At 37.6% G+C, this 14,637-nt stretch carries 11 protein-coding genes and 1 tRNA gene; 8 read left to right on the forward strand and 4 right to left on the reverse strand.

Annotated features, from left to right (window positions below; translation table 11 throughout):
- Window positions 1-76: 76 nt before the first annotated feature.
- From DB895_RS07760 to rseP, 3 genes are all read right to left on the reverse strand, one after another.
- On the reverse strand, window positions 77-1,432 hold the full coding sequence (locus DB895_RS07760; protein ID WP_116724797.1) for an alpha-amylase family glycosyl hydrolase: 1,356 nt from the start codon (window positions 1,430-1,432) through the stop codon (window positions 77-79).
- A gap of 167 nt (window positions 1,433-1,599) precedes the next feature.
- A tRNA-Asn gene (locus DB895_RS07765) sits at window positions 1,600-1,673 on the reverse strand.
- A gap of 84 nt (window positions 1,674-1,757) precedes the next feature.
- The gene (gene rseP / locus DB895_RS07770; RefSeq protein WP_116724798.1) at window positions 1,758-3,104 is read right to left on the reverse strand and encodes an RIP metalloprotease RseP; all 1,347 of its coding nucleotides are present in this window, start codon (window positions 3,102-3,104) and stop codon (window positions 1,758-1,760) included.
- Window positions 3,105-3,287: 183 nt separating this feature from the next.
- Here rseP and DB895_RS07775 point away from each other — a divergent pair, with 183 nt between their 5' ends.
- The 3 genes from DB895_RS07775 (at window position 3,288) to DB895_RS07785 (ending at window position 6,706) form a co-directional block, all read left to right on the forward strand.
- On the forward strand, window positions 3,288-4,358 hold the full coding sequence (locus DB895_RS07775; protein WP_116724799.1) for an NADH:flavin oxidoreductase/NADH oxidase: 1,071 nt from the start codon (window positions 3,288-3,290) through the stop codon (window positions 4,356-4,358).
- A 1-nt stretch (window position 4,359) separates the two neighbouring features.
- On the forward strand, window positions 4,360-5,400 hold the full coding sequence (locus tag DB895_RS07780) for a Gfo/Idh/MocA family oxidoreductase (RefSeq protein ID WP_116724865.1): 1,041 nt from the start codon (window positions 4,360-4,362) through the stop codon (window positions 5,398-5,400).
- A 94-nt stretch (window positions 5,401-5,494) separates the two neighbouring features.
- A complete protein-coding gene (locus tag DB895_RS07785) occupies window positions 5,495-6,706 on the forward strand; it encodes an MFS transporter (protein WP_116724800.1) in 1,212 nt (403 codons plus the stop codon).
- A gap of 19 nt (window positions 6,707-6,725) precedes the next feature.
- Here DB895_RS07785 and DB895_RS07790 read toward each other — a convergent pair whose 3' ends face one another.
- Window positions 6,726-8,648: a M1 family aminopeptidase gene (locus tag DB895_RS07790; protein ID WP_116724801.1), complete on the reverse strand. Its 1,923-nt coding sequence runs from the start codon at window positions 8,646-8,648 to the stop codon at window positions 6,726-6,728.
- Between the two features lie 167 nt (window positions 8,649-8,815).
- Between DB895_RS07790 and serS the strand changes: the two genes are divergently transcribed.
- The 5 genes from serS (at window position 8,816) to mgtE (ending at window position 14,570) form a co-directional block, all read left to right on the forward strand.
- The gene (gene serS, locus DB895_RS07795) at window positions 8,816-10,087 is read left to right on the forward strand and encodes a serine--tRNA ligase (protein WP_116724802.1); all 1,272 of its coding nucleotides are present in this window, start codon (window positions 8,816-8,818) and stop codon (window positions 10,085-10,087) included.
- A gap of 80 nt (window positions 10,088-10,167) precedes the next feature.
- Window positions 10,168-11,946, forward strand: coding sequence for a tetratricopeptide repeat protein (locus tag DB895_RS07800; RefSeq protein ID WP_116724803.1), 1,779 nt, complete (start codon window positions 10,168-10,170; stop codon window positions 11,944-11,946).
- A gap of 41 nt (window positions 11,947-11,987) precedes the next feature.
- Window positions 11,988-12,320 (forward strand): DUF4286 family protein, encoded by a 333-nt coding sequence (locus tag DB895_RS07805; protein WP_116724804.1) that lies wholly within the window; start codon window positions 11,988-11,990, stop codon window positions 12,318-12,320.
- Between the two features lie 131 nt (window positions 12,321-12,451).
- A complete protein-coding gene (rsmA, locus tag DB895_RS07810) occupies window positions 12,452-13,231 on the forward strand; it encodes a 16S rRNA (adenine(1518)-N(6)/adenine(1519)-N(6))-dimethyltransferase RsmA (RefSeq protein ID WP_116724866.1) in 780 nt (259 codons plus the stop codon).
- Complete coding sequence (gene mgtE / locus DB895_RS07815; protein ID WP_116724805.1) at window positions 13,221-14,570, forward strand: magnesium transporter; 1,350 nt, start codon at window positions 13,221-13,223, stop codon at window positions 14,568-14,570. Before rsmA ends, mgtE begins: the two co-directional genes overlap by 11 nt.
- Window positions 14,571-14,637: the final 67 nt, after the last annotated feature.

Here is a 14,637-nt window from a genome sequence, read left to right on the forward strand (position 1 = left end):
AATAAAAAAGACTATTCGTTTGATTTGAATAATTTGATTTCACTGGGGTTAAATCAAGGATTATATTTCTGATAGATTAGTATTCATAAATTTCATACCCCCAAGGTTTAATAGTCCTTTCGGCACTATTTAAAAGCACCTCTTTTTGTTCAAAAACACTGTGTGTATTTCCTATTAATGATTTGTCTTTTATAGAAATTGCCTGCTCGCTTCCTGATAAATTTAGAATTACAAATACTTTTTGGTTTCCATTTTCTCTTGTATAAGCATAAATGGCATTTTCGTTTCCAACATCTATTTTTTTGAATGAAGCATCAGCAGAAAGCGCAGTATTTCTTTTTCTAAGAGCAAGCAGTGTTTTATAGAATTTTTCTCTTTGAAAATTTTTAAAAGTCATAGGATCTTTATCAAAAAACTTCAAGGCTCTTAATACGGGTTCTTCTTGTCCGCTATAAATTAATGGAACGCTATTTTTCATGGTTTGAGTAAATACGGCAAATGGCGCATGTACATCTCCAGGAAAACTCCCAAAATCGGCATGATTCCAACTATTTTCATCATGATTGCTGGTAAAATACATTTGAATTGTATTTTCAGGATATCGAGTCTCATTTTCTTTATTTATGCTATCCAAACCAGATGCTGGTTTTTCGCCTTTTGCAATTTTCTCCATCATTTTAAACATGTGCCAAGGATATACAGCATCAAAACCACTTTTTGGAAGATAGGTACTATCCCCTTCCGCAAGCATAAAAACATTCTTCATTTTTTTTAATTGTGGGATTGACTTACGCCAAAAGGAAGCAGGAACATTCCATGCAACATCACATCTTAATCCGTCTATATCCGTGTCTTTAATCCAAAATTTCATTGCAGCAACCATACTGTCTTGCATTACTTGGTTTTTATAGTCCAGCTGTCGGGTGTCGTCCCAATCAAAAGCAACGGCTGCCTTCCCAGATTTGTCTTTTACAAAAAAATTAGGTTGTTGTGTAAGCCAACGATGGTCTGCTCCAGTATGATTGGGCACCCAGTCAATTATTACTTTCATCCCTTTTTGGTGAATGGATTGTACAACTTTCTTAAAGTCTTCCATTGTTCCGAATTCAGGATTAAGTTTCGTGTAATCAGAAACGGCGTAATAACTCCCTAAAGAACCTTTTCTGCCCACTTTGCTAATAGGGTTAAGAGGCATGAACCAAATCGTTTCTACTCCCATCGATTTCAATCGGTCAAGATGTTTTGCAAACGCATTTAAAGTTCCTTCGGGCGTGTATTGGCGCACGTTAACTTCATAAATATTGCCTTGCATAATCCAAGCTGGATGACCGCTGATTTGACCATTATCACTGTTTGATAATTTGTTGGTTTTACAGCAAATCAAAGAAAAAAGCAATGCGATTAACAGAAAATGAACATGGATTTTTTTCATAATACAATCAGGATTTTATGTGGCTGGGTTCTACTTTTTTTGTACTCTTCCACTAAATAAATATTATTTTTCGAATTTACCAAATTCAATAACAAAAAAAAAATCCGCTGAACACGGGGCTAAAACAAAAAAGCCTCTACATCTCTGTAAAGGCTTATTGTTGCTTGCTCCCTCTCTTGGGCTCGAACCAAGGACCCTCTGATTAACAGTCAGATGCTCTAACCAACTGAGCTAAGAAGGAAAGTGTGTTTCACTTTTAAAGCGGTGCAAATATAGTGCGAAATTTAATTTTCGCAAACAAAATGCGATAAAATTTCAAAAAAAATTATTTCCCTACAATTGCTTTATAAATATCATTTCCGTTTGCAAATAACAACAACGTGATAAGTAAAACGAAACCAACCATTTGGGCGTTTTCCATAAACTTGTCACTTGGTTTTTTGCCACTGATCATTTCATACAACAAGAACATCACATGTCCGCCGTCAAGTGCGGGAATTGGCAATAGATTCATCACACCAAGCATAATAGAAAGTAAAGCGGTAATACTCCAGAAAACCTCCCAGCTCCAAGTGTTAGGGAAAATATTAAAAATCGCAGCAAAACCACCAACACCTTTGTAAGCTCCCGTTTTTGGATTGAAGATCATTTTTAGTTGTTTCCCGTAACCAACCAATTGATTTTTTCCTTTTTCTATACCAATCGGAAAAGATTCGAAGAACCCATAATCTTGCTTACTAACATGGTACAACCCTAATTTTTCCAAATTGTCATAAGGCAATCTACCGGCATATCCTATTCCCATTTTAGCGCTGTCATTAACAGTTAGTGAAATAGCAACTTCTTTATCCTTTCTTTTTACGATGGCGGGAACCGTTTTTCCTTTTACCTCTTTTACTAAAGCAAACAATTCATCGGCGTATTTGATGGACGTTCCGTTAAAACTGGTGATGATGTCTTTGGGCTGAACAACTGTTTTGTTAGGCGAATTTTCTTCTGTACCAGTCACAACAAAGGGCACTCTTAATTCCACAATCGAAATTTTTACGCCCTTCAATAGTTTGTCAATAAAATCAACTGGTAAGGCAATTTTTTGTTCTGCTCCGGCACGTTCAACAGTTACTTCTTTTCCAAGAAGGATTTTTTCGTTGATTTCGTCAAATTTTTTTATTTTATTGCCATCAACAGCGAGGATTTTATCTCCGGTTTTTAATCCAATTTTTTCCACCACGGGATTAGATATCCAAACACCATCTTTTACTTCTGAATTGTTGAGATACAAATCGCCATAAGCAAATGTCATTCCGATATAAATGATAAAGGCTAAAATAAAGTTTACGGTGACACCACCCAACATAATAATCAAGCGTTGCCAAGCTGGTTTAGATCGGAATTCCCAAGGTTGCGGAGGCAAGGCCATTTGTTCCTTGTCCATGCTTTCGTCAATCATTCCCGATATTTTCACATATCCACCCAAAGGCAACCAACCAATACCGTATTCGGTTTCGCCAATTTTCTTTTTCAATAAGGAATATTTTATATCGAAGAACAAGTAGAATTTTTCTACTCTGGTTTTAAACAACTTAGCAGGAATAAAATGTCCCAATTCGTGCAGTATAATCAGTAAGGACAAACTCAATAAAAATTGAGATAACTTGATAACTATTTCCATTTTTTAATTTTCTGTTTCTAAATAACGCACAAAAGTAAGGTTTTCTATTTATTTATTGTGGTATATTATTTCCGTACGGTTTTAAATGTTTGTTAAATATGGAAATTTGGATTTAAACTGCAACCTATCTCTTGTAACTTTACTTTTTTTTCAGAATTGTTTTTTTTATTAAAAAGTCTTTATATGTCGTCAAAATTATTTTCAACTCTCCAAATAAAAAGCGTTACGTTTAAAAACAGAATTGTTATTTCTCCCATGTGCCAATATTCCGCCCAAGATGGCTTTGCTAACAATTGGCATTTGGTACACCTTGGAAGTCGTGCCATTGGCGGTGCGGCATTAATCATTCAGGAAGCGACTGCGGTTTCTCCAGAAGGCAGAATTTCGCCTGGCGATTTGGGACTGTGGAAAGACGAACATATCGAAAAACTACAATCCATTTGCCGTTTTATTATTGAACAAGATGCGATTCCCGGGATCCAACTGGCGCATGCGGGAAGAAAAGCAAGTGTTTCCGCTCCTTGGAACGGCAATAAAAAATTAGACGAAAGTCAGGGTGGTTGGAATGCAGTTGCGCCAAGTGCCGTTGGATATCACGATAATGAGAAAATCCCTGTTTCGTTGAATCAAGTTGGCATTCAAAAAGTCATTTCCGATTTTAAATCGACTACTAAAAGAGCCGTACTTGCTGGCTATAAAGTATTAGAGATTCATGCCGCTCATGGCTATTTATTGCATCAGTTTCTTTCGCCATTATCCAATTTTAGAACCGATTCTTATGGGGGAAACTTCGAAAACAGAATTCGTTTGGTTTTGGAGGTTTTAGAAGCAGTACAATCAGAATGGCCTGTGGATCTTCCCTTATTTGTTAGAATTTCCGCAACGGATTGGGCAGCTGGAGGCTGGAATATCGAAGAATCCGTAGAACTTTGTAAAATATTAAAAGAGAAAGGAGTAGATTTAATTGATGTATCTTCCGGAGGGGTGGTATCGCACCAAAAAATTCCGATAGAGCCAAATTATCAGGTTCCTTTTGCCGAAAGAATTACAAATGAAGTTGGAATATTGACTGGAGCAGTGGGTTTAATTACTAAAGCAAGTCAGGCAGAATCGATTATTGACACCAACAAAGCGGATCTCGTTTTGTTTGCAAGAGAATCATTGCGGAATCCGCATTTGGCTTTAACCTTTGCCGAAGAACTAGAAGCCGACGTTACTTGGCCTAAACAATATGAAAGAGCAAAAACAAAATAAGATGCAAAAAGTAAAAACCGCACTACTCTCCTACGGAATGTCGGGAAAAGTGTTTCACGCGCCATTTTTGAGTTTCCATACCGGTTTTGAATTGGTTGGTTCTTGGGAAAGAAGCCAAAAAAAGATTCAGGAAGAATATCCCGACACCAAAAGTTATTCGTCATTAGACTCTTTGTTGGAAGATGATATTGATTTGGTCATCGTGAATACGCCAGTCGAAACCCATTTTGAATATGCAAAAAAAGCATTGCTTGCCGGAAAGCACATTGTGGTGGAAAAAGCTTTTACTACAACTGTTGCCGAAGCCGAAGAACTACACGCCCTGGCAAAATCAAAAGGGTTGAAATTGGCCGTTTTTCAAAACAGAAGATGGGATAGTGATTTCAAAACGGTGAAAGCCATTTATTCTCAAGGCATTTTAGGAGATCTAGTTGAAGCTGAATTCCATTTTGACCGATACAATCCCAATTTAAGCCCAAAACAACATAAAGAATCACGCAATCCAGGTGCCGGAATTTTAAAAGATTTAGGCCCACATCTTATCGACCAAGCACTACATTTGTTTGGGTTCCCCGATGCTGTTTTTGCAGATATCCGAATTACCCGTAGCCACTCGGCAGTTGACGATTATATTGATCTATTATTGTATTATTCCAGTTTTAGCGTGCGATTGAAAGCCAGTTTTTTTGTTCGAGAGGCCATTCCTTCATATGTTCTTCATGGCAAAAAAGGGTCTTTTTTAAAATCTCGTGGGGATGTTCAGGAAGATGATTTAAAGGCTGGAAAAAAACCCGATTTAATACACTGGGGAAAAGAAACACCTGCTCAGGAAGGCATTTTGCATACTGAAAAAGACGGCGCGATTATTCATAAAAAAGTGCCCACGCTTTCGGGAAATTATTATGACTTTTTTGAGGGCCTGCATGACGCTATTGTTTACGACAAACAAGTACCGGTGACATCGGAAGATGGACTAAAAGTGATGCAAATTATTGAAGCTTCCATACAAAGTAATCAAGAAAAAAGGGTAATGTTTTTATAGTTTTATAAAAGTTCTGATTTTCATGCAGCTCCTAACGAACTGCAATGATTTGATTTTCATATTTTTGAATTCCAAATTTTAATACTGAGTTGATTTGATAGATTTAAATTTTATTACCCGTTTCCAGACAAAAACCAAATACGAAAAGAGCTATAAGAACGCAAAAGCTTCTTATCTGAATCGGATTCGATGGGCGGTATCTCTATTTTATTGCGCCATGGGATTGACATTTGCCACGTGGGCCAGTAGAATTCCGGATATAAAAACGGCGCTTCATTTGAGTGAAGGCGATTTAGGCACTATTTTATTTGCCTTGCCTTTAGGTCAATTAGTTATTATGCCTTTTTCGGGAAAATTAGTTACCCGATTTAGCAGCTATAAAGTCTTGGTCTTTTCTTTGTTATTATATGTTTTTAGTTTGACTAATCTTGGGCTCGCCACTCAATCCTGGAATTTGGCCTTAGGATTGTTTGCATTTGGGGTTTTTGGAAATCTTTGTAATATTGCCGTAAATACCCAAGGAGTTTATACCGAAGTCCTTTTTAAAAAAACCATTATGGGGTCTTTTCACGGAGCATGGAGTTTTGCAGGGTTTTCTGGAGCCATCCTTGGCTTGGGAATGTTGGCTCTTGGTTTATCACCCTACATCCATTTTTTGATAGTGGCGGTAATCGTATTGTTGTTAATGGTTTTTAACTATCGGTTTTTGATTCCAACCAAAGATAAAATCAAACCTGAAAGTAAAAAGTTTTTCACGAAACCAGATAGTGCGCTCCTTTGGTTGGGCGTCATCGGATTTTGCTGCATGGCAAGCGAAGGAGTCATGTTTGACTGGAGTGGTGTTTATTTTAAAGAAATCGTTAAAGCTCCAGGTCCATTGGTTATCCTAGGATATGCTTCATTTATGATTATGATGGCTAGCGGACGATTTTTAGGGGACGGGTTAATACGTAAATTCGGAAGAAAGCCTGTAATACAAATTGGTGGTTTTATGATTTCAACTGGACTATTCATAGCCGTATTTTTTCCATACATCATCCCGTGTACACTTTCGTTTATGATAGTGGGGCTTGGCGTTTCTACGATTGTGCCCACTGTTTATAGTGTTGCAGGAAAAAACCCATCAGTGCCACCTGGCGAAGCGCTAACGATAGTCTCAAGCGTGAGCTTTTTAGGTTTTTTAATGGGACCGCCCGTCATTGGCTACATTGCCGAATTGTCGAGTTTGCGATTTTCATTTGCCTTCATAGGTGTTTTTGGAATCCTAATCGCCTTAATGGTTTCAAGGATTAAAGCTATAGCCTAATTTTTTTGGTGATTTTTATCTAATTTTTAATGAAACTCAATTGTTTCATTCCTAAATTAGTGATTGTTTTAACATAATAAACCCCAGTTGCCAAAGCGGAAATATCCCAAGACGTTTCAAAAGTAGACTCTATGGTTTTTTGTCCTAAATTATTAAAAATAACAGTTTTTTTTGTAGTTACTCCTTGTGGCAAACTTAATGTCAAGTGATTCATAGCGGGATTCGGATATAAGGTAATATCCGTTTTTAAATCAAAATAACCCACCCCTAAATTAACCGAATTGTTTTTTGAAATAATATCTTTTTGGGGATCAAAAATTACATCCGTTACTATAAAAGGCACATCAACAAGAAATGTTTGTCCATTTATGGTATTCTCTAAAACAATGTCTTTTTGTTCTCCGCCCGATCCAACCAATCGAATGGGAACTGGCATTTCAAAGAAAGAAACTGAAGAATGGGATTGTGTTTGCTTGATTGTAATTTGAACCTGATTAGGCACACTGTTATTGGCCGAGATTACATAGCTGGGATAGCCTTGATTGTAAACCCAATCACTGAAAAATTCGGTTAAACCCATTCCTGATGCCGTTTCTAAATGCATTTGTAAATCTGGTGTCTTAGCGTATCCGTATGTCAATAATGGATCGTTCAAATAATTTTTTATCCCTTGAAAAAAGGCAGTATCCCCCAATTTAAAACGAAGCATATTCAAAACCATAGCTCCTTTTTTATAACTATATCTACTGCTAAAAATTCGATCGACATCAGTGGCTTCTGCATCAGTCAAATAAACAGCCCCATCGCTGAAACCAGTAATAGAACTTATCATGTTGTTTTTATCTGAAATAAAAGCATCTTCTCCATCAAAATGCTCAATAACCATGGAGGCCAAATACGTTGCAAATCCTTCGTTTAGCCAAATGTCTTTCCAAGAACCGCAAGTCACTTTGTCTCCAAACCATTGATGGGCCATTTCATGAGCAATCAATCCTCGCTCAAAACCAACCATAAAAGAAACCGTGGTATGCTCCATTCCTCCACCCCATCCAAATTGCGCATGACCATATTTTTCGTCTCTAAAAGGATATGGCGTAAAAATAGATTCATAAAAATCCAACAATAAAGGCGTTTGATCCAATTGCGGCTGAACTGTAGCTAAACTTTCCGGATAGATATAATTAATTATGGGATATTGTGTTGGTGCCGTTCCAGCCTCTTGTGTATAAACACTGTAATTAGTTACCGCAATGGCAATGAGATAGGCAGGAATTGGATACCCGTGATGAAAATGAGTGGTTTTGAGAGTGCCTTCAATAACAGGAGCCGTAGTTTCCAAACCATTAGAAACACTCACATATTGGGAGGGAGCCGTAATATAAACATCAATACTATTAATTTTATCGTTCAAGTCTTGTTTGCAGGGCCACCAGTCCCTTGCCCCAAAGGGTTCAGACAAGGTATAAATAACAGGCGATCCATTATGTGTTGAACTGGTAAAGGCGTTAAATCCGTTAGTGGGAGGCGCCCCAGAATAGGTTATTTCTAAAGTAGCCTCGGTCCCTGTCCCTTGTGTGGCGGGCAAGGAGATGACCAATTCATTATTTCCGTTTTGCGTAAAAGCCAAATCCATTCCGTTTTTTTTAACGGCACTTACCATTAATTCATTGGCCAAATCAAAAATAACCGTTGACAGGTTTGCCAATGCCGTATAAGTCGTGGTCACTTTTCCAGCAATGAAATAATCGGCTGGATCAACCTTAAATTCTAATTTATGATAAGTAATATCATAATTATCTGTATCCGGATTGGCAACCAAAACCATCCTATTATGAGCTGATTGCTTTTCCGAATGTGCAATCCCATCCAACTCTTTGCTTGGCGTTTGAGCGTACAAAGGCGCTAAAGAAAGTAGTACAACAAGGAGGGCATTTTTTTTCATTATGTTCAATGGTTTCTGCGAATTTAAGGAATAATTAAATGAATGAATGTTAATTTAACGGCAAAGGTGAATTTAGGCATCTGTTGTAGTTAAAAGCATCTTTTTTCTTTTGCGACTTTTAATAAAAATGAATTCCTTAAATTTGCGCACATTATAAAAATAAAAACATGTTACAAATCGCATTTATTAGAGAAAACCAAGAAAAAGTGATCAAAGCGTTGGCCAAAAGAAATTTGGATGTCAAAGCTGTTGTGGAAGAAGTGGTGCAATTGGATGAAAAACGTCGTGCTACTCAAGTAGAATTAGACACCATTTTATCGGAATCTAATAAATTATCGGCAGCCATTGGCGATTTGATGAAAAGTGGCGAAAAAGAAAAAGCCACAATTCTGAAAGAAAAAACGGTTTTGTTGAAAGAAAAAAGCAAAGAACTGTCTGAAAAAGCGGAGGTTTTAGCCAATGAATTGACGCAAAAACTATATACGTTACCTAATCTTCCTGCGGATATTGTTCCCGAAGGGAAAACGCCAGAGGAAAACCTGAATATTTTTCAAGAAGGCGACATTCCCGTTTTGCATGATGGAGCGCAACCGCATTGGGAATTGGTAAAAAAATATGATATCATCGATTTTGAGTTGGGCGTAAAAATAACGGGAGCTGGATTCCCGGTTTATAAAGGAAAAGGAGCCAAATTACAACGGGCGTTAATTAATTATTTTCTGGACAAAAACACGGCAGCCGGTTATAATGAAGTTCAAGTACCACACATGGTAAATGAGGCTTCTGCATACGGGACGGGGCAATTGCCGGACAAAGAAGGACAAATGTACCATGATGCTACCGATGATTTGTATTTGATTCCAACCGCCGAAGTGCCTGTAACCAACTTGTTTCGCGACGTGATTTTAAACGAAAACGAATTGCCGATTTTGACCACGGCTTATACGCCATGTTTCAGGAGAGAAGCAGGTTCATACGGAGCGCATGTTCGAGGTTTGAACCGTTTGCACCAATTTGACAAAGTCGAAATCGTTCGTGTGGAACATCCCGAAAAATCATACGAAGCCTTAGATAGCATGGTAGAACATGTAAAAAATATTTTGCAAGAATTAAAGTTGCCGTACCGAATTTTACGTTTATGCGGAGGGGACATGGGTTTTACATCGGCATTGACCTATGATTTTGAAGTGTTTTCTACGGCGCAAGATCGTTGGTTGGAAATCAGTTCTGTTTCTAACTTCGAAACGTTTCAGGCCAATCGTTTGAAATTGCGTTTCAAGGACAAGGACGGAAAAAACCAATTGGCGCATACGTTAAACGGAAGTTCATTGGCTTTGCCAAGAGTTTTGGCCGGGATTTTAGAAAACTACCAGACTCCGGAAGGCATCGTGATTCCTGATGTATTGCGTTCCTACTGTGGGTTTGACATAATCAATTAAAAAGTTAATCTTTTTTAAACGATGTACTAATTTGACACAAAAGTGTTACTTTAGTACATTGTCGTTTTTACTGAAAATAAATGAAAAAACTGCTCCTTTGCATCCATCTCTTTTTCTCCCTAATTGTTTTTTCACAAAACGAACAATTGGCACAGAATTATTTTGACAAAGGCGATTTCGAGAAAGCAAAAATAAGTTACGAAGAATTACTAAAATCACAACCTGGAAATGGGAATTATTTTCAGAAAGTGATAGATTGTTACCAGCAATTACAACAATTCGCTATTGCCGAAAAAGCCATTCAGGAACGGTTGGACAAATACAAACAAGCCAGTCTGCTGGTGGAATTGGGCTACAATTATCAATTGCAAAAAAATGTTGACAAAGCCAAAAAATACTACGAACAGGCTTTGGATAAAATCAGGAAAAACCCCAGTGAGGTTTATGGAGTCGCTTCGACTTTTGAGAGAAAAGTATTGTTGGATTACGCTTTGCAATCCTATGAACTGGCGATTACTGTTGAGCCCCGTTTCAATTTCAACTATCAAATGGCAATGCTTTACGGACAGTTAGGCAATACCGACATGATGATTGAAAAATTCCTGACGGAAGCCTACGCGAATCCTCAAAATTCCATTATGATTCAAAACCAGTTGTCGCGTTTTATGATGGAAGATGCTAATGCAACTTTTAACGAATCGCTTCGAAAAGCTTTGCTAGTAAGGGCTCAGAAGAATCAGGATGTTTTTTGGAACGAATATTTGAGTTGGTTTTACGTTCAACAAAAAGAATACGGCAAAGCCTTTATTCAAGAAAAAGCCATTTATAAGCGCAATCCGGAAACATTTTCCAATATAGTAAATCTGGCGCAATTGGCCATTGAAGCCGGCGAAAAAGAAACCGCTAAAGAAATTTTGACTTTTGTTTTAGACAACACCAAGGACACCGAATTACTCATTCAATCCCATACTTTTTTGATTAAAATGCGCATAGATTCGGCGCAGGAAAATGATTTTAAAACAATTGAAACCGACTTGGATTTACTCTTGAAGCAATTTGGCATCAGCCCCTATTCCTTGTCCTTACAGATTATACAAGCCCATTTCCTTACCTTTCATTTAAAGAATCCAGAACAAGGAAAAACAATATTAAAAACGGCTATAGATTTGCCATTAAACGAATATCAAAAGGCAGATGTCAAAATGGAATTGGCCGATATTTTGTTGTTTGAAGAAAAATTCAACCAAGCCTTAATCTATTATTCCCAAATTGAAGAGGATTTAAAAAACGATGTTGTAGGCCATGAAGCCAGTTTAAAAGCAGCCAAAACCAGCTATTTTAAGGGCGATTTTCAATGGGCGCAAAAGCAGTTCAAAGAACTCAAGTCGGCTTCGACACAACTAATTGCCAATGATGCACTCGAATATTTTCTTTTAATAAATGACAACACGGTTGCCGATTCGACCCAAACGGCTCTGAAACAATTTGCGCATGCCGATTATTTGTTATATCAAAATAAAAACAAAGAAGCCTTGGATGTATTTCAATCCATTTTAAAAAGTTTTAAAGGCCAGGAGATTGAAAGCGTAACACTTTTTAGACTGGGAAAAATCTATGAGAAATCTGGCGATTATATTTCGGCATTAAGCCAATATCAGGAAATAATTGATCGGCACAATGACGGAATTTATATTGACGAAGCCTATTATTTTTCGGCAGAAATTTACAATAAGCAGCTAAAGAACATTGAGAAAGCCAAATCAGCTTACGAACAAATTATTTTTCATCACGAAGACAGCATTTATTTTACTGACGCCAGAAAAAAATACAGACAATTACGAGGCGATACCAACTTGTAATACCGACTTTTGTGATTTAAACAACTAAAATACCAAACCCTATGATAATTTATAACGTAACCACAAACATACACGAAAGCGCTCACGATCAATGGTTGACTTGGATGCAGGAAAAGCATATTCCGGAGGTATTGGCCACAGGAAAATTTACGTCGGCCAGAATGGTACGGGTTCTTATCGAAGAGGAAATGGGAGGAATTACCTATGCCGTTCAATACACCACAGACAGCAAAGAAAAACTAGAAAAATATTACCAAGAAGATGCGCCACGGTTGCGGGAAAAAACGATGCAATTATTTGGGGACAAAGCCTTTTCTTTCAGAACCGAATTGGAATATGTAAGCGAACATTATTCCTTGGTAAGTGCCCAGTAATTAGTAACTGAGGCCTATCTTTAGTTGATAACCAAACCGAAAAATCACGCATGGATTCCGATAGCTATCGGGATTTAAGAGAAAATATAAACCTTTGTGCCCTTGTGCCTTCGTGGCAAAACAAAAACAAAATGGAAAAAGTAAAAGCCAAAAAACATCTCGGACAACATTTCCTGAAAGACGAAAGTATCGCCAAGGACATTGCTGACACTTTAAATTTAGAAGGATATGACGATGTGCTGGAAATTGGGCCAGGAATGGGAGTGCTAACCAAATACTTATTAGACAAACCAATAAATACCTATGTCATTGAAATTGATTCGGAATCGGTTACCTATTTAGATGAAAATTACCCAAAATTGAAGGACAAGATCATCTCTAAAGATTTTCTGAAATACAACATCAATGAAATTTTCGAGGGCAAACAATTTGCCATTATTGGAAACTTTCCTTACAATATTTCGACACAAATCGTTTTTCGGGCGTTAGAATACCGGAACCAAATTCCAGAGTTTGCTGGCATGTTCCAAAAAGAAGTGGCCCAAAGGATTTGCGAGAAAAAAGGAAGCAAAGCTTACGGAATCCTATCCGTTTTAGTACAAGCTTTTTTTGATGCCGAATATTTGTTTACCGTTGACGAACATGTTTTTATTCCGCCTCCCAAAGTGAAATCGGGCGTGTTGCGATTGCGAAGAAAAGAAAATTACAGTTTGCCTTGTGGCGAAAAACTATTTTTTACCGTAGTCAAAACCGCTTTTCAACAAAGAAGGAAAACATTACGTAACAGTTTAAAAACATTAAATTTGTCGGATAATCTGAGAGAAGATACTATCTTTGACCTCCGACCAGAACAATTATCCGTAGAACAATTTATTGGACTTACACAAAAAATAGAAGCCGATGGAATTTAAAATCAGTAAAGATCTAATCCAACAATTAGAGCAATTAATTCAAAATAGAGACGACCGTCAACTGGAAGTTTTACTGAATGATTTGCACCATGCTGATATTGCCGAAATTCTTGACGAGCTCGATTTTGATGAAGCAACATACATTTTTAAGGTTTTAGACAGTGAGAAAACAGCCGAAATTCTTCTGGAATTAGAAGACGATTTAAGAGAAAATATCTTGAGCCGTCTTTCTCCAAAAGAAATTGCCGAGGAACTCGATGAACTGGAAACCAATGATGCCGCAGACATTATTGCCGAACTTTCCAAAGACCGTAAAGTAGAAGTAATCTCTGAACTTCAGGACGCTGAACACGCCAAGGACATCGTTGATTTGCTACGTTACAAAGAAGATACTGCGGGTGGAATTATGCACAAGGAGTTGGTAAAAGTGAACGAAAACTGGAATGTGCTCACCTGTGTAAAAGAAATGCGTGTTCAGGCCGAAAACATTTCCAAAGTACATTCTATTTACGTTGTGGATGATGAGGATCGACTGAAAGGTCGTTTGTCCCTCAAAGATTTATTGACAACTTCTACCAAAACACCCATTAGCGAAGTCTACATTAGAAAATTAAATTCCGTAAAAGTCGACACTGAAGACGTTGAAGTGGCACGAATTATGCAAAAATATGATTTGGAAGCCATTCCGGTAACAGATGAATTGGGACGATTGGTGGGCAGAATTACCATTGATGATATCCTTGACGTAATTAAAGACGAGGCCGACAAAGATTACCAGTTGGCTGCCGGTATCACCCAAGACGTTGAGGCCAATGACAGCATTCTAGAACTCACAAAAGCTCGTTTGCCGTGGTTGTTGATAGGAATGGTTATTGAAATCATAGCATCGTTTGTATTAAAAAGTAACGAAAGTGCTTTCCAGAAATATTCCACCTTAATCATTTTTGTACCATTGCTTTCCGCAACGGCTGGAAATATTGGTGTTCAGGCCTCCGCAATTGTAGTGCAAGGATTGGCTAACGGAACCTTGAAGAAATTCAGTCGAAGTTATTTCAGCAAAGAAATTGCCGTTGCCATGATTTCGGGAACCATAATTTCCTTGTTGCTGCTGGGCTATCACTCGTTTATGTACCAGCAATACCAAGTGGGCTTGGCCATTTCCATTTCTATAATTGTTGTTATTTTATTTGCGGCGACTTTGGGCACATTGGTTCCGCTTTTTCTGCACAAAAACAAAATCGATCCTGCCATAGCAACAGGACCATTTGTTTCAACTACAAATGATGTATTTGGAATAATTCTGTACTTTTGGATTGCACAAATGATTTTAGGATTCTAATTAAAAAGAGATAAAATAAATTTAAAACTAACACGTTCCCATATCAGCTCCCTCTCCTTTGGAGAGG

The organism is Flavobacterium psychrotolerans, assembly GCF_003097635.1.
Lineage (GTDB): Bacteria > Bacteroidota > Bacteroidia > Flavobacteriales > Flavobacteriaceae > Flavobacterium > Flavobacterium psychrotolerans.

Bases quoted from the DNA above. Each gene is read 5' to 3' on its own strand.
- DB895_RS07760 (WP_116724797.1), bottom strand. From the start codon at position 1,432: ATGAAAAAAATCCATGTTCATTTTCTGTTAATCGCATTGCTTTTTTCT.
- rseP (WP_116724798.1), bottom strand. From the start codon at position 3,104: ATGGAAATAGTTATCAAGTTATCTCAATTTTTATTGAGTTTGTCCTTA.
- DB895_RS07775 (WP_116724799.1), top strand. From the start codon at position 3,288: ATGTCGTCAAAATTATTTTCAACTCTCCAAATAAAAAGCGTTACGTTT.
- DB895_RS07780 (WP_116724865.1), top strand. From the start codon at position 4,360: ATGCAAAAAGTAAAAACCGCACTACTCTCCTACGGAATGTCGGGAAAA.
- DB895_RS07790 (WP_116724801.1), bottom strand. From the start codon at position 8,648: ATGAAAAAAAATGCCCTCCTTGTTGTACTACTTTCTTTAGCGCCTTTG.
- serS (WP_116724802.1), top strand. From the start codon at position 8,816: ATGTTACAAATCGCATTTATTAGAGAAAACCAAGAAAAAGTGATCAAA.
- DB895_RS07800 (WP_116724803.1), top strand. From the start codon at position 10,168: ATGAAAAAACTGCTCCTTTGCATCCATCTCTTTTTCTCCCTAATTGTT.
- DB895_RS07805 (WP_116724804.1), top strand. From the start codon at position 11,988: ATGATAATTTATAACGTAACCACAAACATACACGAAAGCGCTCACGAT.
- rsmA (WP_116724866.1), top strand. From the start codon at position 12,452: ATGGAAAAAGTAAAAGCCAAAAAACATCTCGGACAACATTTCCTGAAA.
- mgtE (WP_116724805.1), top strand. From the start codon at position 13,221: ATGGAATTTAAAATCAGTAAAGATCTAATCCAACAATTAGAGCAATTA.